This is a genomic window from Zymobacter palmae (genome assembly GCF_003610015.1).
GTDB lineage: Bacteria > Pseudomonadota > Gammaproteobacteria > Pseudomonadales > Halomonadaceae > Zymobacter > Zymobacter palmae.
In genome coordinates this window covers 819,972-843,878 of sequence record NZ_AP018933.1, presented here as the reverse complement: position 1 = coordinate 843,878, position 23,907 = coordinate 819,972, and the positions used below count along the sequence as shown (strand labels likewise).

Genomic DNA, 23,907 nt, shown 5'->3' with positions numbered 1-23,907 from the left:
TGCCGTGAATCACACCTTCAGGTAGTCCAGAATGCTGCTGGCCGCTACGCGTCCTTCATGCACGGCGGTCACCACCAGATCGGAACCACGGACCATATCGCCACCGGCAAACACCTTGTCATTGGTGGTCTGATACGCCAGCGGGCCACCCACGTTTTCCTGTACCGATGCCACCACGCGACCACGGCTGTCCACATCAATGCCGTGCTCGGCCAACCACGGTGTATCGTGTGGCTGGAAACCAAAGGCGACGATGACAGCATCGGCTGGCATCACCATTTCAGAGCCAGGGATGACTTCCGCGACGCGACGCCCTTCTGCATCCGGTGACCCCAGGCGCGTCTGGACAACCCGGACACCCGTCACCTGACCGTCAGCCCCCGCTTCGATCGCGATCGGTTGGCGGTTGAAGCTGAACTCGACGCCTTCTTCACGCGCATTCTTCACTTCGCGGCGTGAACCCGGCATGTTCGCTTCATCACGACGATAGGCACAGGTCACGGAAGCCGCGCCCTGACGAATCGCCGTACGCGTGCAGTCCATCGCGGTATCGCCACCGCCCAGCACCACGACGCGTTTATCGCGCATCGACAGGTACTCGACATCCGTTCCCAACCCCAAGCGGTGCTTGACGTTGCTGATCAGGAAGTCGAGCGCCTTGTGCACACCCGGCAGCTCTTCGCCCGGCAGCCCACCGGTCATAGACTTGTAGGTACCGGTACCAATGAAGACCGCATCATAGCCTTCGATCAGATCGGTAAAGCTGACATCACGTCCCACTTCACTGTTGAGGTGGAAATGAACGCCCATGTCTTCAAAGATCGCACGGCGACGCGTCATCACGGTCTTTTCGAGCTTAAATTCGGGAATCCCGAAGGTCAGCAGCCCGCCGATTTCTGGATGACGGTCGTAAACGACCGGACGTACACCGTTGCGTACCAGTACGTCCGCACAGGCCAGCCCGGCAGGACCAGCACCGACGATGGCAACGCGGCGGCTCGTCCAGCGCACGTTGCTCATGTCAGGACGCCAGCCCAACGCAAAAGCGGTTTCGGTAATGTACTTCTCTACCGACCCAATGGTGACGGCCCCAAAGCCATCGTTCAGCGTACAGGCCCCTTCACACAGGCGATCCTGCGGACACACACGACCACAGACTTCCGGCAGCGAGTTGGTCTGGTGAGACAGCTCGGCAGCCTTAAGGATGTTGCCTTCGCTGACCAATCGCAGCCAGTCGGGAATGTAGTTGTGGACCGGGCATTTCCACTCGCAGTATGGGTTGCCGCAGCCTAGGCAACGGTGCGCCTGACTGGACGCATCCTGCGGACGGAAGGACGCGTAGATCTCGTTGAAGTCGCGAGCGCGCAGGCGGGCATCTTTCTTCTCGGGATCGTGCCGACCTACATCAATAAACTGAAAATTGTTGGCAAGACGTTCGGCCATGAGAAAACCTCTTTCGATTCTGCATCCGTCGAGAGGCAGCGCCCACAGGCACTGCCTGCCATTATGCTCTCCGACACCACCGTGCCGGAGCTGCCGTTACTGAGCGCCGCGACTCGGCTGCTTCAGCAGATCGTGCAGGCTGGCGGCCTTCGGTTTGACCAGCCAGAAATGGCGCAGATACGCGTTGAAGTCATCCAGTATCCACTGGCCCCATGCCGAGTGCGTCTCGGCCACATGCTCTTCGATCACTTCACGCAGGTGACGACGATAGGCATCCATCGTTTCACCGCTGAGGCGGCAGATTTCGACCAGCTCATGGTTATAACGATCCACGAAGCCGCGGTCTTCATCCAGCACATAGGCAAAACCACCGGTCATGCCCGCCCCAAAGTTGACGCCCGTCGGCCCCAGTACGCAGACCATACCGCCAGTCATGTACTCGCAGCCGTGGTTGCCTACGCCTTCGACCACGGCATGCGTACCGGAGTTACGTACCCCGAAACGTTCGCCAGCCGTTCCTGCGGCGAACAGCTTGCCGCCGGTCGCGCCGTAAAGGCAGGTGTTGCCCATGATCGCCGTCTCACGGCTTTCGAAGCGGCTACCTTCTGGCGGAGTGATGACCAGCTTGCCGCCGTTCATACCTTTACCGACATAGTCGTTGGCATCGCCTTCGAGGTACATGTTCAGCCCGCGAGCGTTCCATACCCCGAAGCTCTGGCCGACGACACCGCGCAGATGCACGTCAAGCGGTGCTTCGTCCATACCTTCTTCGCCATAGCGACGTGCGATTTCACCGGACACACGCGCCCCGACGGAGCGGTCGCAGTTGGTGACGGTGAACGAGAACTCGCCGCCTGTACGACGGGCAATGGCACTGGCCATCGTTTCGTACATCTCGCGGTTCTTCAGCCCCTTGTCGTGCGGTGCATTGCGCGTCAAGGTGCAGAACTGCGGAGCATGCGGATCGATTTCATCGTTAAGCAGCAGCGGAGTCAGATCAAGACGCTTCTGCTGCGGTGTGTCGCCTTCGATGCGTTCCAGCAGATCGGTACGACCGATCAGGTCAGTCAAGCGACGAATGCCCAGCATTGCCATGATTTCGCGTACTTCTTCCGCAATGAAGTGGAAGTAGTGCTTGACCATGTTGACGGTGCCACGGAAGTGCTCATGGCGCAGCTGCTCATGCTGCGTCGCTACCCCCGTCGCACAGTTGTTGAGGTGACAGATTTTCAGGTATTTACACCCAAGTGCCACCATTGGTGCCGTACCGAAACCGAAGCTTTCTGCCCCGAAGATCGCGGCCTTGACCACGTCTAGCCCGGTCTTCAGACCACCATCCGTCTGAAGGCGGATCTTGTGGCGCAGGCCGTTGGTACGCAGCGCCTGATGCACTTCCGGCAGCCCCAGCTCCCACGGCGAACCCGCATGACGAATGGAGGTGATCGGGCTGGCGGCCGTACCGCCGTCATAACCAGAAATGGTGATCAGGTCCGCATAGGCTTTAGCAACACCCGATGCGATCGTCCCAATGCCCGGCTCGGATACCAGCTTGACCGACACCTGCGCACGCGGGTTGACCTGTTTGAGGTCGAAGATCAGCTGCGCCAAATCCTCAATGGAATAGATATCGTGGTGCGGCGGCGGCGAGATCAGCGTCACGCCCGGCACAGCATAGCGCAGCCGTGCAATCAGGCCGTTGACCTTGCTGCCCGGCAGCTGCCCGCCTTCGCCCGGCTTGGCCCCTTGCGCCACCTTGATCTGCAGAACATCGGCGCTGGCCAGATAAGCGGGCGTCACACCAAATCGTCCGGAAGCGATCTGCTTGATTTTGGAGCGTTTGACGGTGCCATAGCGAACAGGGTCTTCACCACCTTCACCGGAGTTGGAGCGGCCCCCCATTTCGTTCATGGCCTGCGCCAGCGCTTCATGCGCCTCAGGCGACAGTGCCCCCAACGACATGCCCGCACTGTCAAAGCGAGGCAGCAGCGATTCCACCGACTCGACTTCATCAAGCGAGATCGGGCGCTGGCCGGGCTTGAGACGGAACAAATCGCGGATCGTCATGACCGGACGGTCGTTGACCAAACGTGCGAATTCCTTCCACTGCTCATAGTCGCCATGCTGCACAGCGGCCTGCAGGGTCTTGACCACATCAGGGTTGAAGGCATGGTATTCCGTGCCGTGCACGTATTTGAGCAGCCCACCGCGACGCAGCGCCTTGCGTGATGACCACGCTTCGCCGGCCAGCAGTGCCTGCTGCATCTGAAGCTCGGCAAAACCGGCACCCTCGATGCGAGAAGCCATGCCAGGGAAGCAGTCGTCGATAATTTCGCTTGCCAGTCCCACGGCTTCGAACAGCATCGAGCCACGGTAAGAAGCAATGTGCGAGATCCCCATCTTCGAGAGGATCTTCAGCAGGCCTTTCTGCAGCCCACGGCGATAGTTATCACGGCAGTCCGCTGGGTCGCCGATGATTTCGCCTTCCTGTTGCATGCGCGTCAGAATCTGGTACGACAGATACGGGTAAACCGCCGTCGCCCCAGACCCAAACAACACCGCCATATGGTGAGAGTCACGCGCATAGGCCGTTTCGACGATCAGGTTGATGCGCGTACGCAGCCCTTGGCGACCCAAGCGGCTATGTACAGCACCGGTGGCCAGTGCCGGATGGATCGGCAGCTTACCTTCTTCCATGTGCGCATCGGACAGCACCACGATAACGTCACCGCCACGGGCCGCATCGGCCGCCTGCTCGCACAGCTGGTCGATGGCAGCCTTCAGGCCGATGCCTTCATCGTAATAAAGAGAAATAGTGCGGGAACGGAACGCCTTGTCCTGCTGCGTCGTCAGCGCCTCAAATTTCTGACGAGTCAGGATCGGCGACGTCAGAATCAGGCGATGAGCGTGACGCTCGGTGGCATCGAACAAGTTGCGCTCGGCCCCTAAGCAGGTTTCCAGCGACATCACGATCGCTTCGCGCAATGGGTCGATCGGCGGGTTGGTGACCTGTGCAAACTTCTGACGGAAATAATCGGTCAGCAGACGCGGCTGGCGAGACAGCACTGCCATCGGCGTGTCGTCACCCATAGAGCCAACGGCTTCGAGCCCCGTTTCCGCCAGCGGCCGCAGTACCTGATCGCGCTCTTCGGCAGTGACGAGGAACATCTTCTGGTAGCGCACCAGATCATCGGCATTCATCGGCTCGAAGAGGCTTTCTTCGGTCAGCGTCGACTCCAGATAGCGCGCACTCTCACGCAACCATTCACGGTACGGGTGAGCGGACTTCAGACGGTCATCAACGTCGTCGGTCTGCAGCATTTCACCCGTCTGAGTGTCGATCGCCAGAATCTGGCCCGGTCCGACACGCCCTTTGGCAATGACGCGCTCAGGGCTGCAGTCGTAGACCCCAACTTCGGATGCCAGCGTGATGAAACCGTTGTCGGTGATCACCCAGCGCGCCGGACGCAGGCCGTTGCGGTCAAGCGTACAGACGGCGTGGCGACCATCAGTGATCACTAGACCCGCCGGACCATCCCACGCTTCCATATGCATGGAATTGTATTCGAAGAAGGCACGCAGCTCGACGTCCATCGTTTCAGCGTTCTGCCACGCAGGCGGCACCATCAGACGGATCGCACGGTACAGTTCCATGCCACCAGTCACCAACACCTCAAGCATGTTGTCCATGCTCATGGAGTCGGAACCATTGGTGGATACCAGTTCGTCCAGCTCGTTCAGATCAGGCAGCAGCTCGCTGACTAGGTTGTCGCGGCGCGCGTTGGCCCAGTTGCGGTTGGCCGAAATAGTGTTGATCTCACCATTGTGGGCGAGAAAACGGAACGGCTGAGCCAGCGGCCAGCGCGGTGCGGTGTTGGTCGAGAAGCGCTGGTGGAATACGCAGATGGAAGTCTCGACACGCGAGTCGCTCAAATCGGCATAGAACGCAGGCAGGTCCTTCGGCATCACGAGGCCTTTGTAGGACACGACCTTGGGCGACAGCGAACAAACGTAGAAGTCCTCGTCGGCCACCATTTCCTGTTCGGCCATACGGCGCGCACGGTAGAGATCGACCATGAACAGCGTGTCGCTCTCGCGACCTTCTGCCGGCGCAACGAACACCTGGCGGATACGCGGCATGACATCAAGGGCAAGCGGACCACAGACGGAGGAGTCTACGGGTACGTCACGCCAACCGATCAAGGTCAGCCCGTAGCGACCAAGGTTGCGCTCGATGGCCGCGCAGCCGGCACGGCTCTGGGCATCGCTGTTGCCGACGAAAATCGTCCCAACGGCATACTGGTCGCCCAGCGTGACACCGAACGATTCTTCAGCAATGGCGCGCATGAAGACATCGGGCATGCGAATCAGCAGCCCGCAACCGTCTCCGGTTTTGCCATCGGCGTTGATACCACCACGGTGGGTCATGCAGGCCAGTGCATCTATGGCCGCGTCGAGCAGTTCATGGCTGGCCTGGCCTTCCATATGGGCGATCAGGCCGAAACCGCAGTTGTCTCTGAACTCTGACGAGCGATGAAGACGTTGCGTCATGTATGAGCCTCTTGCTTGTGCGGACTTTCCTGCCACGCCATTTCGAGACGCGAGCAGATCCGTCATTGTCGTTATGCTCTACACCAGCGCACGGCATCACCCGCGACAAGTGGGATCGCCGGTGATGAGTGATGAGCGCACAGCGCCCGCCGAAGAACGGCGAGCGTTGAGGGAAGGCCCTCTACCGCAGCAGTAGAGGAATCAGGCGCTGATGGTGAGCGTATCTCGCGGATAGGCCTCAATGAAGGCGCGCAAGCGCGCTTCATCGACGCCCTCTTCCATGCAGCCTTCACCCAGTGCCTTCAGCAACACGAGGCGGATGCCTGAATCGAGGGTCTTCTTGTCACGGCGCATCAGCGAGATAAAGCTTTCGGTGCTCATGCCTTGTGGCGCATGGGTCGGCAGGCCAGCAGAGATCAGAGCGGTTTCCACACGGGAAACTTCGGCAGCGGTCAGATATCCCAGTTCCTGAGAGAAGTGAGCGGCCATGGCCGTACCTGCAGCCACGCCTTCACCGTGCAGCCAGTTACCGTAGCCTTGGTGGTTTTCGATGGCGTGGCCGAACGTATGGCCAAGATTGAGCAGCGCACGAACGCCCTGCTCGGTTTCATCCTCGGCCACGACGTCCGCCTTGATGGCGCAGCTGGTCAGGATGGCGTGCTGGAGTGCGGTGGGATCAAGACCACGCAGTGCACTCATATGGTTCTCGAGCCAGTCGAGGAAGATGCTGTCACGGATAAATCCGTATTTGACCACCTCAGCCAGCCCGGAGGACAGTTCACGCGCCGGCAGCGTGGCCAGCGTGTCGATGTCAATGATAACCGCGCGCGGCTGCCAGAAGGCACCGATCATGTTCTTGCCGAGCGGATGGTTGACACCGGTCTTACCACCAACGGAGGAATCGACCTGCGACAGCAACGTCGTTGGCATCTGGATGAAGGCCACGCCGCGCTGATAGCAGGCGGCGGCAAACCCGGTCATATCGCCGATGACACCACCGCCCAACGCGATGATCGTGACGCGGCGGTTGCTGTTGATTTCCAGCAGTGCACGCCAAACGCGCTCGACCATTTCAACGGTCTTGTGTTGTTCGCCGTCAGGCAGGATCACATGGTGGACACCGAAACCGCGCGCTTCGAGCTGGGCCCGCACTTTATCGAGATAAAGGGGTGCCACGACATCGTTGGTCACAATCATGACCTGTTTGCCCACGATATAGCGGGCATAGGTATCGCCGTCATCCAGCAGGCCACTGCCCACGTGAATCGGGTACTGGCGTTGATCAGGCAATTCGACCATCAGGGTTTGCATGACTCTATCCTTTGATGATGCGCAGAAAATGATCGCCACCCCTCCTGGCATGGATGATGCAGGTTACTGGCGTAATCGGCGCTTTATTTCATTAACGACGGCCCGAGGGCTACGTCGTTCGGTACTGATGGTCCAGTGAGCCACTTCACGATAGATCGGCTCACGGACCTTGAACAGTGCGCGCAGGCGCTGTTCGGGATCTTCGCACTGCAACAGCGGACGATTGCGGTCACGCATGGTGCGTCGCATCTGCTGCTCGACGGAGGTTCTTAGGAAGATGACCAGCCCACGCTCGCGCAGGCACTGGCGATTCTCTGGGCGCAGGATAGCCCCGCCCCCCGTGGCCATCACTATACCGTCCATAGCGGTCAGGGAAGCAATCGCTTCTATTTCGCGCTGACGGAACCCTTCTTCACCTTCGACATCGAAGATCCAGGGGATTCGGCAACCACAGCGTGCCTCGATCTCATGATCGCTATCATAGAAAGGACGCTGCAGTTCGGCAGCCAACAGCCGCCCTACAGTGCTCTTGCCTGTGCCCATTGGGCCGACCAGAAAAATATTGCGTGTTCTTTGCATCAATCTGCCACTGCAGGGGTGTCAACTATTCTCGGAGTGATGAAAATCAGCAGCTCTGCCCGTTCATTGCCGTTCTCCCGAGCACGAAACAGCGCGCCCAGTAGTGGAACGTCTGCCAGCCAGGGTGCCTGACTGAGACGCTCAACCTGTTTGTGCGTCAGAATACCGCCAAGTGCTATGGTTTCGCCATCATTGACGGCCACTTGCGTCTGGATGCGGTTGGTGTCGATCACCGGCATGTCGTTGAATCGTAGATCAGACACGCTATCGTTCTGGATGTCCAGCGTCAGCATAATCTGCCGCCCGGTCATGATGACCGGCGTCGCCGAAAGCGCCAGCACGGCATCATGCAGATGCGAACTGGTGGCTCCTGAGGCACTGGTTTCCTGGTAAGGAACTTGCTGCCCTTGCCGGATGACAGCGGGCTGACGTTCCACGGTAACGACGCTGGGCTGGGACAGCGTTTGACTGCTGCCTTCGCTTTCCAGCGCTTCAAGCGTCAATGCCAGCAAACGATGGCGAGTGACAAAGCCTAAACCCAATCGGGCGGCCGTACTCGCTGCGGGGTCGCTCAGCAACGTCAGACCCGTCGATGCCTCAACGGCACCCGGCGTGTCGTGCTGCCAGCGAATGCCCAGCTGGCGGGCATGGTGCTCTCGCATAACGACGATACGGGCCTCGATCTGCACCTGATGCACCGGCTTGTCGAGCAGCGCGACCCACGCGGAGAGGTGATCCAGTCGCGAGGGGATATCACTGATCAGCAGCTGATTGGTGCGCGGATCGGCCTGTAATACGGCCTCTGCACCCAGTAGGCTCGCGCCATCACGCCGCATCAGTGCAGCCACCTCGACGGCATTGGCATGGGCAAGTCGAAACGCGCGTGTTTCGGTGCGTTCCGACAGCGGGCGGTCATTTTGCGGTTCGATGATATCGACCGCTCCCACTCGTGTACGGTGCAGGCGTTCTGATGACATTACTGATCTAAGCGCCTGTTCACAAGTCACATCATCAAGATGAAGACTGACATCTCCCTTTACCTTATCGGAAATCACGATATTCAGATGGGCGCTATCGGCCAACAGCGTCAGCATGTCCCTAATCGGAACACGTGCATTATCAATATGTAGGTGACGACAGTCCTGTGCCTGCCCCATCGGCTGTGCCGCTGTTGGCGAGACGTTCAGCACCGCAGTGCCGGATATCACTGATGCCATCAACCACACCGCGTGAAGACGTCGAGTCATGTAGTTTCCCTGCGTTATATGCCGCCCGCACCTCATCCTCGTGGCGGGGCCGCTTATCGTTATGCGTCGCGTGCTCTACGGGCACGGATCGTCGGTAAAGATGCCCGGAAGCATCCTGCTGAATGACAAAGACCTGTCCGTGGCTGATCACTGAACCACGAAGGGCCTCATGGCGGCGAGTAGCCGGCTCGGCAACGGGTGCCGCTACACTGCTTGCCATCAACGAAGGCCAGCACGCTACCTCACCCGCCGCGATGTCCGGCACCGCCGTTTGCGGTTTAACCAAGGCCGTGGAAGAAACGGTGCTGACTCCCCGCGGCATCAGTCCATACCCCAACACCAGCAGTCCTGCACACCACACCGCACACAGCGTCCACAACCCTTTCTCTTTACGAGGGCTCATGATGACAGCGCCTCCCAATGCCAAAGCTCGGGCAGCAGGGTCACATCCAACTGATACCGTCTGGACGCCCTTTCCTCACCGCCCTCTTCCTTTGGCAATGCCTGCCACTGCCACCGTTGAACACTCCCCAAGAGCACAGAACGCCCAACATCATCCCACCACCCCAGCAGCGACGTACTGTCGCCACGCAGCGATACGTCGAGCCGCCCCTCATGGGCATGCCACTGCAGCGCCACCAGATCGATCCCGCGTCGAGTGGCCTGATCGCGGCACGCTTGCAGCAATGGCGCTTCGGTAACGCGTACCAGATGGCCTACGGTAGAAAGCCGATGCACCGCATCCGCAACATGCTCCGCATGCTGGCGCTGCGCGTAAGCCTGTTCGATCTGACGGCTGACACGTCGCCACTGCGGCGCGATCATCCACTGCTGCCCGCCCCACCACAGTCCCAACAGCATGACGATTGCGACGGCCGTGCTCGGCGCCGGCAACAGCACGGACCTTGCCCAGCGACCAGCTTCCCAGTAACGCTCAGTCATGACGCCCTTCTCTATTCTTATCATCAAGACGAGCGCAGTGAATCAACGTCTCCGATAGCGCCTGACAGGTCAGCCGTGGCACTACGCTGTACACGTGCTCATCAAGCGGCCGATGCGAGAGATTGATCACCTTTATTTGAACCTGCTCAGGCCGCCAATCAACGGACTGGACAGGCAAACCCGCCATCGTCAGCGTCTGCCACAGCGACGCCAGTGCCTGCTGATCTTCCAGACGCCGTTGCTGATGCGTCATAGCATCCAAGCGCCATTGTTCAGCAGTCCATTGGGACTCCTGTCGCCGGCGCTCAGGCGCACGCTGTGCATCAACATGCTGCATATATACCCTCTGCCTTTCAGCAAGGTGATTGCGCCACCCGCTGTGCCATAGGTGTCCGCAGCCGCACCACCCCACCAACATAACGACACTTCCGTACAACCAGCCTCGCTGCCGTTGCCATCGCTGCTGACGATGCTCATGCCATGGCAGCATATTGATATCGAACCGTATCATGCCCATCGCTGCTTCCCTTTGAGCACCGCCCCCGCTGCAATAGGGTGCACATCATCACAACACTGCCAGTCAAGCCGATCGCCATATGCCCGCCAGCGCTGGCACAGTGCCGCCGAACCGGCCAGACGCACCGGAAATTGGCAAGGCTCATCATTGCCCGTCATCAAACCTGCGCGCCGCACTGTGCTGTACAGCGTGTGACGCGCATCCTCCAGCGCGAGTGCACACACGGAAGGAAGCGGCTCGGCGTGATAGGCCCACGGCCATGCCGCTGGCCAATACAGTGTGCTCGCTTTGGGCATTGCCACCAGCCACGCCTGATGATCCGCCTGCTGCCGCTGGGCGTAGCGCCATAGGGCATGACAATCTGGTTCGATGGCGACGATTTTTTCCTGCGCTGTCGCGTAGTGCGCACACCATTGTTCTGTCTGCGCGCGAGGCAGCAAAAAGACAGCCACCGAGCGGCGTTCCTCCGGTTCAACGAGCAGATCAAGGTGCTGATCGCGTGCACACATTCTCCTTGATTGCAGCACCGCCATGATCTGATCCCGCGACAGCGGTGGTTCGAACGGGACAATATGAAGCTGGAAAGCTCGCTGAGGTACTGCCAACACAAGCGCTTGCTGCCGCCTCAGCGTAAATGCGTGCTTACTTGCCCCACAACGCGACGCGCGCGCCCCTGAAGCCAAGTCGATTCCCTGCCGTTCATTTACCCCAGGAGCATAGCGAGAGCCTATGCGCTGCAGCCCCTGCCACAGTCGAGCACCGCTATCGGATACGTGCGCCATCATGTCATCGGATCTCCTGCACTGTGTGTCTCGGTTTGCAAGCTCCTTTCACTGGTTCCTCCTGTTCATGCGCCTTATACTAGGCTGTTCCCATGACAGCTAAATTGCTCTCATTCCGGCCGATGGCGCAGCGTCACGGTCCGGGACGGTCGTCGGCACCTGCCGCGCCGGCCCGCACTGTTTCCCGTTCCCATCGCAATTCCCATGAGATGGGCTGCCCATAACGATGAAGTCGATCACACGCATAGTCTTAACTCTTGTCTCTCTGGCACTCTCGGTTACGGCGGCTATTACGCTGGCTGTAGTCGGCATGGTCATCTATTTCACGCCAAGCCTGCCGGACATCAACAATCTCCAGCACTATCAGCTGTCGACCCCGCTGCGCATCTACAGCAGCGATGACAAGCTGATCGGTGAGTTTGGGGAACAGCACCGCCAGATCGTGTCTTATGACGATCTGCCGCCTCATCTGGTCAATGCCTTTTTGGCCGCCGAGGATCAGGATTTCTTCCACCATGCTGGGGTAGATCCCAAAGGCATCGGGCGCGCGCTCGCCTACATGGCGGGTTACGGCAAGGTGCGCTCAGGCGGGAGTACCATCACGATGCAGGTGGCGCGCAACTACCTGCTGACCCTCGACCAGACCTTCTCGCGCAAGATTCGCGAAATCATGCTGTCACTGCAGATGGAGCGCATCCTGTCCAAACAGCAGATTTTTGAGCTGTACGTGAACAAGATCTATCTGGGGCAAGGAGCTTACGGAGCGGGTGCTGCGGCACAGGTCTACTTCAACAAGCCGATCGACCAGTTGACGCTGCCTGAAGCGGCGACGATTGCCGGGCTGCCGAAGGCGCCTTCTGCCTTCAACCCCGTCGTGAACCCCATCCGTTCGCTGGACCGCCGCAACTGGATCCTCAGTCGCATGCGTCAGGCCAATACCATCACCGAGCAGCAGTATCGTGACGCGCTGGAAACACCGCTTGATGTTCGCCAAGCGCACTCCGACATGCAGCTGCAGGCCCCTTACATCGCAGAAATGGCACGCCAGTACGCAGTTCGCCACTTTGGTGAACAGGCCTACACCAACGGCTACACCATCAAGACCACCATCAACAGTGCTGAACAGGAAGCGGCTCGGCAGGCACTGATCGACGGGCTGGTCGCGTATGACGTGCGCCACGGCTGGCGCGGCGTAGAGCAGAAAGGCATTCCGAAGACGCTGGTGGAAGCACAACAGCGTGCAAGCCGTACAAGCGCAGCGGATGAAGAGCAGGCGGTGTCGGCAGACGTCAAACAGGCCACTCGCCGCGCTGCCGAACGCAGCGTAGCGCGCATTCCCGGTATCGACGGCGACGTTTCCAACTGGATGCACGAGCTGAACAATGCCGCCAATGTCGGCCCGCTCGAACCTGCGATCGTGGTCAGCGCTGACGGCCAGCAGATCAAGGCGCTGCGCCGCAACGGTACGCTGATCACCCTAAGCGGTGACGACGTTCGTTGGGCCGCACGTGCCCGCGCCGCATCGCCGGTAACCGGCGACATGATCCGCGTGCTGCCACTGAAGGACGGTGGCTGGAAGCTTTCTCAGGTACCGCGCATCGAAGGGGCCATCGTGGTGCTTGATCCGACCACGGGCGCCATCCGCGCACTGCAAGGGGGCTTCAGCGACGCCAGCAGCAGCTTCAACCGCGCAACACAGGCACGTCGCCAGCCGGGTTCCACCTTCAAGCCGTTCATCTATCTGGCCGCACTGGATCAAGGCAACATGACCCCAGCGACCGTACTGAACGATGCCCCGATCGTCGAATCCCAAGGCGGCAAGGTATGGCGTCCTGAGAACGACAACCGCACCTTCCAGGGACCGACACGTCTGCGTGTGGGGCTGTACACCTCGCGTAACATGATCGTGATCCGCGCCCTGAACGAAGTGGGCGTCGATAAAGCCATCGACATGCTGGTGCGCATGGGGTTCCAACGCGACCAAATGCCGCCGGGCCTGTCGCTGGCACTGGGGAGCGCGTCGCTCACGCCGCTGGAAATGGCACGCGGCTATGCTGAAATTGCCAACGGCGGCTTCAAGGTCGAACCGTGGTACATCCAGAGCGTGACGCAGAACGATGATCCGACCAACCTGCTGGAACAGCAGGAAGGCTATCATCTGCCGCCAGTCGCCTGTCCAAACTGCAGCACAACGGCGACCACGACAACACTGGCTGATGGCAAGACCTATCCGGTAGCCGAACGCATTGTTGATCCTGCCGCGGTCTACATGATCCAAGACATCATGCGCGACGTTATCGTGCGCGGCACTGGGCAGCGCGCCAGCGTTCTACACCGCAGCGACCTGTCAGGCAAGACCGGGACATCCAACGATCAGCGTGATGCGTGGTTTGCAGGCTTCAATGCCAACCTCGTCACCACGGTCTGGGTCGGTATGGACAACAACTCCCCGACGGGTGAGTACGGCGCTCAGGCCGCCCTTCCCATCTGGGTGCAGTTCATGGGCCAGGCCCTGAAAGGCAAACCGAACGCCATCATGCCGCCGCCGGACAACATCGTTCGTGCCCGCATTGATCCGGACAGCGGTCTGCGCCTGCGCGATGAACAACCGGGCGGCATCTCGGAAGTCTTCCGCGCCGACAACCTGCCTCAGTTCAAGGAAATGACAATCGATCCTGAGCTACAGCAGAAATCAGGATCGGAAGGCACGGCAAGCTACGACTCGATCTTCTAATCGTTCGCTTAGCCATACAGTACGATGCAGCGGGGGCGACTAAGGGTCGCCCCCGCTGTCGTTGATGACAGAACAGAACGCTTCCGACACAACAACACTCACCGACACAGTGCACCCAATCCTGCGCGGATATCGCTTCGGGCATGGCAAGAAAGAAGGCCAGACCTACCACAACAGAGACGTTCAGCGAGCCTCTGTCGAAACGATATTCGAAAAGCCTCCCTCCACCCGCCTAAAACGCTACCCAGCAGAAATCATCATGACTGGCGTGTGGCGTGTGGCGTGTGGCGTGTGGCGTGTGGCGTGTGGCGTGTGGCGTGTGGCGTGTGGCGTGTGGCGTGTGGCGTGTGGCGTGTGGCGTGTGGCGTGTGGCGTGTGGCGTGTGGCGTGTGGCGTGTGGCGTGTGGCGTGTGGCGTGTGGCGTGTGGCGTGTGGCGTGTGGCGTGTGGCGTGTGGCGTGTGGCGTGTGGCGTGTGGCGTGTGGCGTGTGGCGTGTGGCGTGTGGCGTGTGGCGTGTGGCGTGTGGCGTGTGGCGTGTGGCGTGTGGCAGTAATGATGAACGAGCCATCAGCAACTGCAAGGGGTAGTAATGATTTTTCATCCCCCTGAAATGCAAGAACCCACGCCCGAAGGCGTGGGTTCTTGTGGACTGTATCGAAACGCGATTAGCGTTTGATAGCAGCACCGAAACGCTTGTTGAAGCGTTCTACGCGGCCGCCAGTAGTCGCCTGTTTCTGCTTACCAGTGTAGAACGGGTGGCAGTTGGAGCATACGTCCAGAGACAGGTCGTGATCTGCAGTTGTGTGAACTTCAAAGGAAGCACCGCAAGAGCAGTTGGCAGTGATGGTGTTGTACTGCGGATGGATACCGGGTTTCATGAGCATATACCTCATAGAGGCATGCCGCCGCGCGATCACCAGAGGTGTCGGGCACCGCATGCGTTGATGATTAGAATGGGTATTTTCTCTCACCGCACGTACAACAATCAACCGACGTATTGCAGCACCACGCGCGTAAGAAGCGCGCCATTATAACACGTGCCCTCAGCGAATGACCACTCCCTCCAACACGTATGTTTCGGCTTGCGCGATCCGCACGTGGCCCCCATCATCATGGCATGCTGAATACGATGGTGTGGCGTTGCTACCGACGGCTGCGCCTGACTCCCTGATTTGCCGTGAACGATACTGCCATGTCTCTCCCGCTGGTTCTTCATGTGGCGGTGCCTTCTCCACTGCGCCGCCTCTTCGATTATCGTCCGTCCCGCACAGCCCCCGAATGCGGCTGGTGCAAGGGCATTCGTGTCCGCGTATCGTTCGGCAACCGCACGGTGGTCGGCATCGTCATGGGCGTCGACAGCAACAGCGACCTGCCCTACGCTGATCTGAAACCGGTCACCGACGTACTGGACGACGCTCCGCTGCCGGAAGACTGGCTACAGCTGTGCGAATTCACGGCCCGCTACTATCAGTACCCGCTGGGTGAAACGCTGGCCCATGCTCTGCCCAAGCTGCTGCGTCAAGGGCGCGCCCTCGAAGCACAGACCCGCGAGCGCTGGAAAGTCGCCACACACACAAACGGCGCGCCCTTCAGCGAGGAAGAAAAAAGCGAGCGTCTGGGCCGAGCTACCCGCCAGAAAGCACTGCTGGCCCTGTTGGAACAATATCCGCTCGGCATGTTCAGCAGCGCTATCATGGCGCACGGTTTCACTCGCCCTCAGCTGGAAGGACTAGAACACAAGGGGTTGATCTCTCATCAACAGGAATGGGTAACGGGGGGCGCTTCGTCCAGTAAGCCACTGTTAGCCGAACCCGCTTTGCCACTTAATCGTGAGCAAGGGGAAGCGCTGTCGCGCCTGCACCAGGTCATTAATGAGTTTGCCCCCGTACTCCTGCATGGCATCACCGGCAGCGGCAAAACCGAGGTCTACCTCCAGCTGATCGACGCGGTGTTGCGCCGCGGCAAGCAAGCGCTGGTGCTGGTACCGGAAATCGGTCTGACACCGCAGACCCTGTCGCGTTTCCGCAAGCGTTTCAATGCACCAATCGTGGTCATGCACTCCAACATGAGCGACACCGAGCGACTGGACGGCTGGGAAGCGGCGCGCTCTGGTCGCGCCAAGATTGTCATCGGGACGCGATCGGCCATCTTTACCCCTATGCAGGCACTCGGTACCATCATCGTCGATGAGGAGCACGACAACTCCTTCAAGCAGCAGGACACGCTGCGCTACAACGCACGCGACCTTGCGCTGGTCAGAGGACGCCGCGAGAACGTCCCCGTAATTCTAGGCAGCGCCACGCCATCGCTGGAAACGCTGCTGCACGCACGCCAAGGGCGCTATTGCTATCTGCGCCTAACCCAGCGTCCCGGCAACGCTATGCCAGCGAAGTTAGAGCTGGTCGACCTGCGCATCGGGCAGCGACGCGGCGGCATCGGTGCCGTCGCTATCAAGGCCATCAAGGCCCAGCTGGAAGCGGGCCATCAGGTGCTAGTCTTCATCAACCGGCGCGGGTTCGCTCCCACATTAAGCTGCCAAGCATGCGGCTACGTGTTTGAGTGCAGCCACTGCGATGCCCGACTGACCTATCACCGCCAGCCCCCCATGCTGCTCTGTCACCACTGCGAGCATCGCTGGCCCATACCCGATGCCTGCCCTAAGTGCCAGAGCGCCGACCTGCGTCCGCTGGGAGCAGGCACCGAACGTGCCGAGGAAACGCTGGCCGAACTGCTGCCGGACGTACGTATTTTACGCATCGACCGCGACAGCATGCGCCGCCGCCATGCGCTTGAAGAGGCCATCGACGAGATCAAGCGTAACGAACCTTGTCTGTTGGTCGGCACCCAAATTCTAGCCAAAGGGCATCACTTCCCCCACGTCACGCTCGTGGTGGTAGTCAACGCCGATGGCGGCCTATACAGCGCCGACTTCCGCGCCCCCGAACATATGGCACAGCTGCTGGTACAGGTAGCGGGCCGCACCGGACGTTCTTCACTGCCGGGGCAGGTGCTGATTCAAACCATGCACCCCGACGACCCAATGCTGACCACCCTGACCACCGAGGGCTATGACGCACTGGCCGATCAGCTATTGGATGAGCGCCGCATGGCACAGCTCCCCCCGTTCCAGCATATGGCGTTGCTACGCTTTGAAGGTGCACAGATGGAACAGGTGATGACGCTGGCGCAGGAAGTGGCCGATACCGCACGCGCGCATATCCAGCAGCATCAACTGCCCGCCCTGTGCATGGGGCCATCGCCCGCCCCCATGGAGCGCCGTCAGAACCGTTATCACGTACAGTTGCTGGTCACCAGCGAGCAACGCAGCGCACGCCATGACACCGTAGCCTGCTTGATTCAAGCGCTGACGCAGCACCCATTGGCGCGCCGCTGTCGCTGGTCGGTAGACATCGACCCACAGCTGATGGGGTAACCCTACCAAAGCGTACCGCCAGTCACTTTTAATCGCCCCTTGGCGCGTACACGACTTGAGCCGTGTAGCCCGCTGCCACATAATGGCGCTATTCAGCACCGCCGTTCATCCGCGAATAGGCGGTGCCCTATTTTCGTAACCGATGCATCGTGCCATGCCTGCATCGGCCTTCAGGTCCTTCCGACGATACGGCTTCTTCATGAAAGATACCCTTGTTTCCCTGCTCGAACGCGCCCTTGATTCCCTCAAGGCCGATGGTGTCATCCCAGCAGATGCAGCCCCGGCCATCCGCCTGGACGCCGCCCGTGACAAGAGCCACGGCGACTATGCTTCTAACATTGCCATGATGCTGGCCAAACCGGCAGGCATGCCGCCACGCGCACTGGCCGAGAAGCTGGTCGCGGCACTGCCGCAGGACAACGCCGTCAGCAAGGTCGAAATCGCCGGACCGGGCTTCATCAACTTCTTCGCCAATAGCGCCGCGGCCGCCACCGTCGTACGCACGATCCTCGACAGCGGCAAACAGTTCGGCCGCCACGACTTCGGCAAGGGTGAAAAGGTGCAGGTTGAGTTCGTCTCTGCCAACCCGACAGGGCCGCTGCACGTGGGCCACGGCCGCGGTGCCGCAGTGGGCGACAGCATCTGTCGCCTGCTAGAAGCAACAGGCCACGATGTTACGCGCGAGTTCTACTACAACGATGCTGGCGCACAGATCACCAATCTGACCCTGTCAGTTGCCGCTCGCATCAAGGGACTGACACCGGATGATGCACAATGGCCGGACGATGGCTATCGCGGTGAGTACATTCAGGACGTAGCCAAAGCGTATCTGGACGGCGCCACCATTGAAGCCGACGACCGCAAAGTCACCGCCAAAGCAGATCCCGACGACATGGAGGCGATCCGCGAATTCGCTGTCGCCTACCTGCGTCACGAACAGGACTTGGACCTTAAGGCGTTCAATGTCAGCTTCGATGTCTACTTCCTTGAATCCTCGCTCTATCAGGACGGCAAGGTTGAAGAGACCGTCAAGCGTCTGATGGACAACGGCTATGTCTACGAAAACGAAGGTGCACTGTGGCTGCGCACCACCGAGTTCGGCGACGACAAAGACCGCGTCATGCGCAAGCAGGATGGTCATTACACCTACTTCCTGCCGGACGTTGCCTATCATCAGGACAAATGGAACCGCGGCTTCACCACCGTGGTCAATGAACAGGGGGCCGATCACCACTCGACGGTCACCCGCGTTCGCGCAGGTCTTCAGGCACTGCAAACGGGCATTCCGCAAGGCTGGCCGGAATACGTGCTACACCAGATGGTCACCGTGATGCGTAGCGGTCAGGAAGTAAAACTGTCCAAGCGTGCAGGTAGCTACCTCACCCTGCGCGACCTGATCGAAGAAGTGGGCTGCGATGCAACCCGCTACTTCCTCGCCGTGCGCCGTGTGGATTCGCAGCTGACCTTCGACATCGACTTGGCCCGTTCGCAGTCCAGCGACAACCCGGTCTACTATATCCAGTACGCACATGCGCGCGTCTGTAGCGTGCTGCGCAAGGCCGAAAGCGAAGACAAGGCATTCGATCAGGCGCTGGCCCTCGACAATCTGGCCCTGCTGGAAGACGAGCGTGAAAAGCACCTCTTCAACCGTCTGTCCGCCTATCCTGAAGTGGTCAAACGTGCTGCCGTGCAGCGTGAGCCGCACCAGATCGCACAGTATCTGCAGGATCTGGCCAGCGAGTTCCATACCTACTACAACGCCGTCCGCGTCATGGTCGATGACGATGCGCTGCGCAACGCCCGTCTGGCGCTGGGCATCGCCGTTCGCCAGACCCTGCGCAACGGCCTCGAATTGCTGGGCGTATCGGCCCCAGAGGAGATGTAAATGGCCCGCGGAGCCTCCCACACACCTTCACGGAAGAAGACGACACAGCGTTCCGCTTCGACAGGCTCTAGTGGCCTGCCGGGGTGGGCAAAAGGCGCGCTGTTCGTTGCCGTAGGCTTTGGCATTGCTTACTTTGTCTTCGGCAAAAAGGAAAGCTCTGCACCCACTCCCCCGACACCGCCGCTCGTCAGCCCCGTTCAGCCGCCCGCGGCCGGGAACGTGGGTAAGCCAGCGGCGACGGCACAGCGACCCACTACGTCGGCCTCTCAGGCGCCGCAGGAGCAGAAGAAGAACGAAGCGCAAAGCTTCGACTTCTATACCATTCTGCCGTCGTCCGAGATCACACCGACCTCGTCGGCACCTATGCCTCGCGCGACACAGGCTCCCGCGGCAACAGCAGCACCGTCTCGCCCAGCCATAGCGACAACGGCAACACCAGCGCGCCCGTCAGAAGCACAGCCCGCCGTGGTTGCGCGCCCAGCACCGGCAGCGCCAACAACCAGTGCTCCTACAGCGGCCAGCACCAGCGGCGCCAGCTACATTCTGCAATCGCTGTCGACAAGCTCGCAGGAAGGAGCCAACACCGTGGCCGCACGTCTGCGCGATCTGGGCCTGCCGACGCAAGTACGGGCCGTGCAACTTGCGAACGGCAAGACCACCTACCGCGTGCAGTCTGGCCCGTTCCCTGAAGGCGCCGAACGCGACCGCGCGCTGGGACTGATCCGCGTACAGCATCTGGACCCCATGGTGATCCGAGTACGCTGACGTCGAACCGGATGTACGTCTACGGCCCGTGCCGCCATGCTCTGCTTGCATGTCGATCACGGGCCGTCTTCATTTCGAGAGCAGCTTAACGGACAAGGAGAAGTGCCGATGCAGATACATACCAAGCGCGCCCCCAATGCACCGAAAGGCTTCCTAGAAACCGAAGCGGCCGGTCTGGAATGGCTACGCGAAGCCCACGGTGCCGCAGTAGTGAAGGTGGTATCCGTATCGGCGTCCACGCTGGTACTGGAAGCGCTAGTACGCGGCCGCCCCAACGCCGACATGGCCTATCGCTTCGGCGAAGCGCTGGCCCACACCCATGCCGCAGGTGCAAAAGGGTTCGGCGCGCGTCCCCCTCTGGCACCGCTTGATCACGGCTATTACGGCCCCACGGAAGAACCGCTGCCGATGGCCTATGCCGACGAGCGTCAATGGGGCCGGTTTTTCGCCGACCATCGGCTGCTGGCCTATGCTCGAATCGCCCATGCGCGCGGCCAGCTGACATCATTGGCCCCATTCGAACAGCTAGCTGAGCGGCTACGCGCAGGCGATTTCGACGACACCTTGCCTCCCGCCCGCATCCACGGCGATCTGTGGTCCGGCAATCTGCTGTGGACACCCACCAGCGGCGTCCTGATCGACCCTGCCGCGCATGGCGGTCATCCACTCACCGATATCGCCGCGCTGGCCTTATTTGGCGTTGCCCATTTCGACGATATCGTGGCGGGCTATCAGCACGTCACCCCGCTTCCTACACAGTGGGAAACGCTCATCGACCTGCACCAGTTGCCCTGTATCCTGCTGCATGCTGCTCTGTTTGGCAGCGTCTATGGCGCACAGGCACGCCAACTGGCACAGCGCTACCTGCACTAGCGATCAGGCCCGCGCTGCACGACAGCAGTAGTGCCGTGCCCGTGCATGATCGTCGGCAAGACCGCGCCACAGCCACCTATTCGCGCAAAATTCTAAAAGAAACACTTCTTTTCAGCATAAATTGACGAGGATTAGAAAAAATCCCCCTTGATTTGCATGCGAGCAGCCCGCACCTACAACGTCATGTGCTGGTGATTTATCGAGTTCATCCGACACACCAGGCCACCACTCACTAGTAGCGAGAGAACACAATGACCACGATTGTATCCGTGCGTCGGGGAAATCAGGTTGCCATCGCCGGCGACGGCCAGGCCACCATGGGCAACACCGTAATGAAAGGCAACGTCTGCAAGATCCGCCGCCTCTACCGCGGTCAGGTACTGGCAGGTTTTGCGGGCGGTACCGCTGATGCCTTCACGCTGTTCGAGCGCTTCGAAGCCCAGCTTGAAAAAACACAGGGTCACCTGACCCGCGCCGCCGTCGAAATGGCGAAGGAATGGCGCAGCGACCGCGCCCTGCGCAAACTGGAAGCCATGCTGGTCGTAGCCGACCATACCGCTTCATTGATCGTGACCGGTACGGGTGACGTCATGGACCCCGAACACGGCATCGCCACCATCGGTTCTGGCGGCATGTACGCTTTTGCTGCGGCCCGCGCCATGCTCGAAAATACCGAGCTGACCGCACGTGAAATTACCGAGAAAAGCCTGAATATCGCGGCAGATATCTGCGTGTATACCAACCACAACATCAAGCTCGAGGTGCTGGACTGATGAATGTCAAAGCACAGATGACGCCGCGCGAGATCGTTCATGCGCTTGACCAGCACATCGTCGGTCAAAAAGAAGCCAAGCGTGCCGTAGCTATCGCGCTACGCAATCGCTGGCGCCGTATGCAGCTGGACGATAGCTTCCGCGCCGAAGTGACGCCGAAAAACATCCTGATGATCGGGCCAACCGGTGTCGGTAAAACCGAGATCGCACGTCGCCTGGCCAAGCTCGCCAACGCCCCGTTCCTTAAGATCGAAGCCACCAAGTTCACCGAAGTGGGCTATGTGGGTCGCGATGTGGAATCCATCATCCGCGATTTGGTCGAGATGTCGATGAAGCTGGTGCGCGAACAGGCCCAGCAGGAAGTGCGCAACAAGGCAGAAGATGCGGCAGAAGAGCGCCTGCTTGACGCTCTGCTCCCTCCAGCCCGCGGTGGTGAGTACGACAGCACCGCGCGCAAGGACAGTTCCACTCGCCAAGTCTTCCGCAAGAAACTGCGTGAGGGTGAGCTGGAAGATAAAGAAATCGACATCGAAGTAGCGCCAAACGTCAACGGCACGATGGAGATCATGACGCCGCCCGGCATGGAAGAAATGGCCAGCCAGCTGCAGAACATGTTCTCCAATCTTGGCAAGCAGAAACGCGAATCGCGCCGCATGACCGTGGCCGAAGCACGCAAACTGCTGATCGAGGAAGAAGCGCAGCGCATGGTCGGCGATGACGACATCAAGCAGCGCGCCATTGAGGCCGTCGAACAGAACGGTATCGTCTTCATCGACGAAATCGACAAAGTCACCAAGCGTGGCGAAAACACCGGCGGTGGCGATGTCTCCCGCGAAGGCGTTCAACGCGACCTGCTGCCGCTGATCGAAGGCTGCACGGTCTCGACCAAGTACGGCATGGTGAAAACGGATCACATCCTCTTCATCGCTTCCGGTGCGTTCCACCTGGCCAAGCCGTCCGACCTGATTCCAGAATTGCAGGGGCGTCTGCCGATCCGCGTCGAATTGAGCGCGCTGACACCAGATGATTTCGAACGCATCCTGACTGAACCGTCTGCTGCTCTGACGCGTCAGTATCAGGCGCTGCTGAAGACTGACGGCCTCGATATCGAGTACACCGCCGACGGTATCAAGCGCATCGCTGAAATCGCGTATCAGGTCAACGAAGGCACTGAAAACATCGGGGCACGTCGTCTGCACACCGTCATGGAACGGTTACTGGAAGAAGCCCTGTTCGCCGGTGGCGAGCTTGAAAAACAGGTCATCGACCGTGCATACGTCGATGAACGTCTGGGCGATCTGGCCCGTGACGAAGATCTGTCGCGCTATATCCTGTAAGCGTAAGCGCACGTCTTGCCAGACCGCTGACGCAAACGGCTATCACTTACCGCAGTGATCATGCTGCTACGCCAGCCGGTCTTTCACGGGCACCTTCGGGTGCCCGTTGCCGTATCTGCATGGCATACTTTTACAATTCCGACCAATATCATTGGCATTACCCAATGCACCCGCAGTCACGAGGTACGCCCACATGACGGATACGCCACTTCCCTGCCACGTTCACTATCACCGCGATCAGCGAATGCTTGAACTGATCTACGCGACGGCGGACAGTCAAGGCATGCCACCCGCACAGCCCGATGACGAAGGACGTGACCATTATTGGCTACCCGCCGAACTGCTGCGGGTCTACTCGCCATCGGCCGAAGTGCAAGGCCACTCCCCCGAGCAAGCCATACTGCAAACGGGCAAACGTACAGTGGGCCTCAACGACATCACCCCCGTCGGACGCTACAGCCTTAAACTGCACTTCGACGATGGTCACGACAGCGGCTTGTTCACTTGGGAGTACCTGTACCGCATGGCACGCGAACAGGACGCATGGTGGGAGCGCTATCTGGCACAACTGGAAACCGCCGGCGCATCACGCGAACCAACGGCCATTACCTTCAAAGCCCTCTGATCAAAGGCAATCGAACGAGCAGCATTCCCTTGATTGGCGCGACCATAAACGGACATATTCAGGCATCCTGGCCGCTCGCCAGCAGCCAGCGTCACCCTGAACGGCATCTGTCG

At 60.0% G+C, this 23,907-nt stretch carries 18 protein-coding genes; 8 read left to right on the top strand and 10 right to left on the bottom strand.

Translation table 11 applies throughout. From position 1 onward, the window contains the following. Nucleotides 1–9: 9 nt before the first annotated feature. The 9 genes from ZBT109_RS03745 to ZBT109_RS03710 all read right to left on the bottom strand — a co-directional run bounded on the left by ZBT109_RS03745 (nt 10) and on the right by ZBT109_RS03710 (nt 11,372). On the bottom strand, nt 10–1,443 hold the full coding sequence (locus ZBT109_RS03745; protein WP_027706235.1) for an FAD-dependent oxidoreductase: 1,434 nt from the start codon (nt 1,441–1,443) through the stop codon (nt 10–12). Nucleotides 1,444–1,539: 96 nt separating this feature from the next. Beyond that, entirely contained in the window at nt 1,540–5,991 is a 4,452-nt protein-coding gene (gene gltB, locus ZBT109_RS03740; RefSeq protein ID WP_027706234.1) for a glutamate synthase large subunit, read from the bottom strand. 201 nt (nt 5,992–6,192) lie between these two features. Next, on the bottom strand, nt 6,193–7,302 hold the full coding sequence (aroB, locus tag ZBT109_RS03735; protein WP_038279635.1) for a 3-dehydroquinate synthase: 1,110 nt from the start codon (nt 7,300–7,302) through the stop codon (nt 6,193–6,195). A gap of 63 nt (nt 7,303–7,365) precedes the next feature. Next, nucleotides 7,366–7,881, bottom strand: a complete 516-nt coding sequence (aroK, locus tag ZBT109_RS03730; RefSeq protein ID WP_027706232.1) for a shikimate kinase AroK — start codon at nt 7,879–7,881, stop codon at nt 7,366–7,368. Continuing rightward, a complete protein-coding gene (gene pilQ / locus ZBT109_RS03725; RefSeq protein WP_169734032.1) occupies nt 7,881–9,098 on the bottom strand; it encodes a type IV pilus secretin PilQ in 1,218 nt (405 codons plus the stop codon). Before pilQ ends, aroK begins: the two co-directional genes overlap by 1 nt. Continuing rightward, a complete protein-coding gene (locus ZBT109_RS13730; protein WP_027706231.1) occupies nt 9,001–9,531 on the bottom strand; it encodes a hypothetical protein in 531 nt (176 codons plus the stop codon). The genes pilQ and ZBT109_RS13730 overlap by 98 nt, the downstream gene beginning before the upstream one ends. Continuing rightward, the gene (locus ZBT109_RS03720) at nt 9,528–10,070 is read right to left on the bottom strand and encodes a hypothetical protein (protein WP_027706230.1); all 543 of its coding nucleotides are present in this window, start codon (nt 10,068–10,070) and stop codon (nt 9,528–9,530) included. The genes ZBT109_RS13730 and ZBT109_RS03720 overlap by 4 nt, the downstream gene beginning before the upstream one ends. Continuing rightward, nucleotides 10,063–10,407 carry a hypothetical protein gene (locus ZBT109_RS13535; RefSeq protein ID WP_156934060.1) on the bottom strand — a complete coding sequence of 115 codons (345 nt, stop codon included), beginning with the start codon at nt 10,405–10,407 and terminating at the stop codon, nt 10,063–10,065. Before ZBT109_RS13535 ends, ZBT109_RS03720 begins: the two co-directional genes overlap by 8 nt. 170 nt (nt 10,408–10,577) lie before the next feature. After that, on the bottom strand, nt 10,578–11,372 hold the full coding sequence (locus ZBT109_RS03710) for a hypothetical protein (protein ID WP_027706228.1): 795 nt from the start codon (nt 11,370–11,372) through the stop codon (nt 10,578–10,580). Nucleotides 11,373–11,595: 223 nt separating this feature from the next. Here ZBT109_RS03710 and ZBT109_RS03705 point away from each other — a divergent pair, with 223 nt between their 5' ends. Beyond that, nucleotides 11,596–14,103 (top strand): penicillin-binding protein 1A, encoded by a 2,508-nt coding sequence (locus tag ZBT109_RS03705; protein ID WP_027706227.1) that lies wholly within the window; start codon nt 11,596–11,598, stop codon nt 14,101–14,103. A 665-nt stretch (nt 14,104–14,768) separates the two neighbouring features. Here the strand turns inward: ZBT109_RS03705 and rpmE are convergent. Then, on the bottom strand, nt 14,769–14,981 hold the full coding sequence (rpmE, locus tag ZBT109_RS03695; protein ID WP_027705243.1) for a 50S ribosomal protein L31: 213 nt from the start codon (nt 14,979–14,981) through the stop codon (nt 14,769–14,771). 314 nt (nt 14,982–15,295) lie between these two features. On the opposite strand from rpmE, the gene ZBT109_RS03690 reads away from it, so the two are divergent. The 7 genes from ZBT109_RS03690 to ZBT109_RS03660 all read left to right on the top strand — a co-directional run bounded on the left by ZBT109_RS03690 (nt 15,296) and on the right by ZBT109_RS03660 (nt 23,794). Further along, the gene (locus ZBT109_RS03690) at nt 15,296–17,536 is read left to right on the top strand and encodes a primosomal protein N' (RefSeq protein WP_038278333.1); all 2,241 of its coding nucleotides are present in this window, start codon (nt 15,296–15,298) and stop codon (nt 17,534–17,536) included. Nucleotides 17,537–17,735: 199 nt separating this feature from the next. Then, the gene (gene argS / locus ZBT109_RS03685) at nt 17,736–19,421 is read left to right on the top strand and encodes an arginine--tRNA ligase (RefSeq protein ID WP_027705245.1); all 1,686 of its coding nucleotides are present in this window, start codon (nt 17,736–17,738) and stop codon (nt 19,419–19,421) included. Next, nucleotides 19,422–20,186 carry an SPOR domain-containing protein gene (locus tag ZBT109_RS03680; RefSeq protein WP_027705246.1) on the top strand — a complete coding sequence of 255 codons (765 nt, stop codon included), beginning with the start codon at nt 19,422–19,424 and terminating at the stop codon, nt 20,184–20,186. A gap of 108 nt (nt 20,187–20,294) precedes the next feature. Next, nucleotides 20,295–21,059 carry a fructosamine kinase family protein gene (locus tag ZBT109_RS03675; RefSeq protein ID WP_027705247.1) on the top strand — a complete coding sequence of 255 codons (765 nt, stop codon included), beginning with the start codon at nt 20,295–20,297 and terminating at the stop codon, nt 21,057–21,059. A 251-nt stretch (nt 21,060–21,310) separates the two neighbouring features. Further along, complete coding sequence (gene hslV, locus ZBT109_RS03670) at nt 21,311–21,832, top strand: ATP-dependent protease subunit HslV (protein WP_027705248.1); 522 nt, start codon at nt 21,311–21,313, stop codon at nt 21,830–21,832. After that, on the top strand, nt 21,832–23,169 hold the full coding sequence (hslU, locus tag ZBT109_RS03665; RefSeq protein WP_038278337.1) for an ATP-dependent protease ATPase subunit HslU: 1,338 nt from the start codon (nt 21,832–21,834) through the stop codon (nt 23,167–23,169). The genes hslV and hslU overlap by 1 nt, the downstream gene beginning before the upstream one ends. 193 nt (nt 23,170–23,362) lie before the next feature. Next, on the top strand, nt 23,363–23,794 hold the full coding sequence (locus ZBT109_RS03660; protein ID WP_027705250.1) for a gamma-butyrobetaine hydroxylase-like domain-containing protein: 432 nt from the start codon (nt 23,363–23,365) through the stop codon (nt 23,792–23,794). Nucleotides 23,795–23,907: the final 113 nt, after the last annotated feature.

Excerpts from the sequence above, each read along its gene's own strand:
- ZBT109_RS03745 (WP_027706235.1), bottom strand. The coding sequence starts at position 1,443 with ATGGCCGAACGTCTTGCCAACAATTTTCAGTTTATTGATGTAGGTCGG.
- gltB (WP_027706234.1), bottom strand. The coding sequence starts at position 5,991 with ATGACGCAACGTCTTCATCGCTCGTCAGAGTTCAGAGACAACTGCGGT.
- aroB (WP_038279635.1), bottom strand. The coding sequence starts at position 7,302 with ATGCAAACCCTGATGGTCGAATTGCCTGATCAACGCCAGTACCCGATT.
- aroK (WP_027706232.1), bottom strand. The coding sequence starts at position 7,881 with ATGCAAAGAACACGCAATATTTTTCTGGTCGGCCCAATGGGCACAGGC.
- pilQ (WP_169734032.1), bottom strand. The coding sequence starts at position 9,098 with ATGGCATCAGTGATATCCGGCACTGCGGTGCTGAACGTCTCGCCAACA.
- ZBT109_RS13730 (WP_027706231.1), bottom strand. The coding sequence starts at position 9,531 with ATGAGCCCTCGTAAAGAGAAAGGGTTGTGGACGCTGTGTGCGGTGTGG.
- ZBT109_RS03720 (WP_027706230.1), bottom strand. The coding sequence starts at position 10,070 with ATGACTGAGCGTTACTGGGAAGCTGGTCGCTGGGCAAGGTCCGTGCTG.
- ZBT109_RS13535 (WP_156934060.1), bottom strand. The coding sequence starts at position 10,407 with ATGCAGCATGTTGATGCACAGCGTGCGCCTGAGCGCCGGCGACAGGAG.
- ZBT109_RS03710 (WP_027706228.1), bottom strand. The coding sequence starts at position 11,372 with ATGATGGCGCACGTATCCGATAGCGGTGCTCGACTGTGGCAGGGGCTG.
- ZBT109_RS03705 (WP_027706227.1), top strand. The coding sequence starts at position 11,596 with ATGAAGTCGATCACACGCATAGTCTTAACTCTTGTCTCTCTGGCACTC.
- rpmE (WP_027705243.1), bottom strand. The coding sequence starts at position 14,981 with ATGAAACCCGGTATCCATCCGCAGTACAACACCATCACTGCCAACTGC.
- ZBT109_RS03690 (WP_038278333.1), top strand. The coding sequence starts at position 15,296 with ATGTCTCTCCCGCTGGTTCTTCATGTGGCGGTGCCTTCTCCACTGCGC.
- argS (WP_027705245.1), top strand. The coding sequence starts at position 17,736 with ATGAAAGATACCCTTGTTTCCCTGCTCGAACGCGCCCTTGATTCCCTC.
- ZBT109_RS03680 (WP_027705246.1), top strand. The coding sequence starts at position 19,422 with ATGGCCCGCGGAGCCTCCCACACACCTTCACGGAAGAAGACGACACAG.
- ZBT109_RS03675 (WP_027705247.1), top strand. The coding sequence starts at position 20,295 with ATGCAGATACATACCAAGCGCGCCCCCAATGCACCGAAAGGCTTCCTA.
- hslV (WP_027705248.1), top strand. The coding sequence starts at position 21,311 with ATGACCACGATTGTATCCGTGCGTCGGGGAAATCAGGTTGCCATCGCC.
- hslU (WP_038278337.1), top strand. The coding sequence starts at position 21,832 with ATGAATGTCAAAGCACAGATGACGCCGCGCGAGATCGTTCATGCGCTT.
- ZBT109_RS03660 (WP_027705250.1), top strand. The coding sequence starts at position 23,363 with ATGACGGATACGCCACTTCCCTGCCACGTTCACTATCACCGCGATCAG.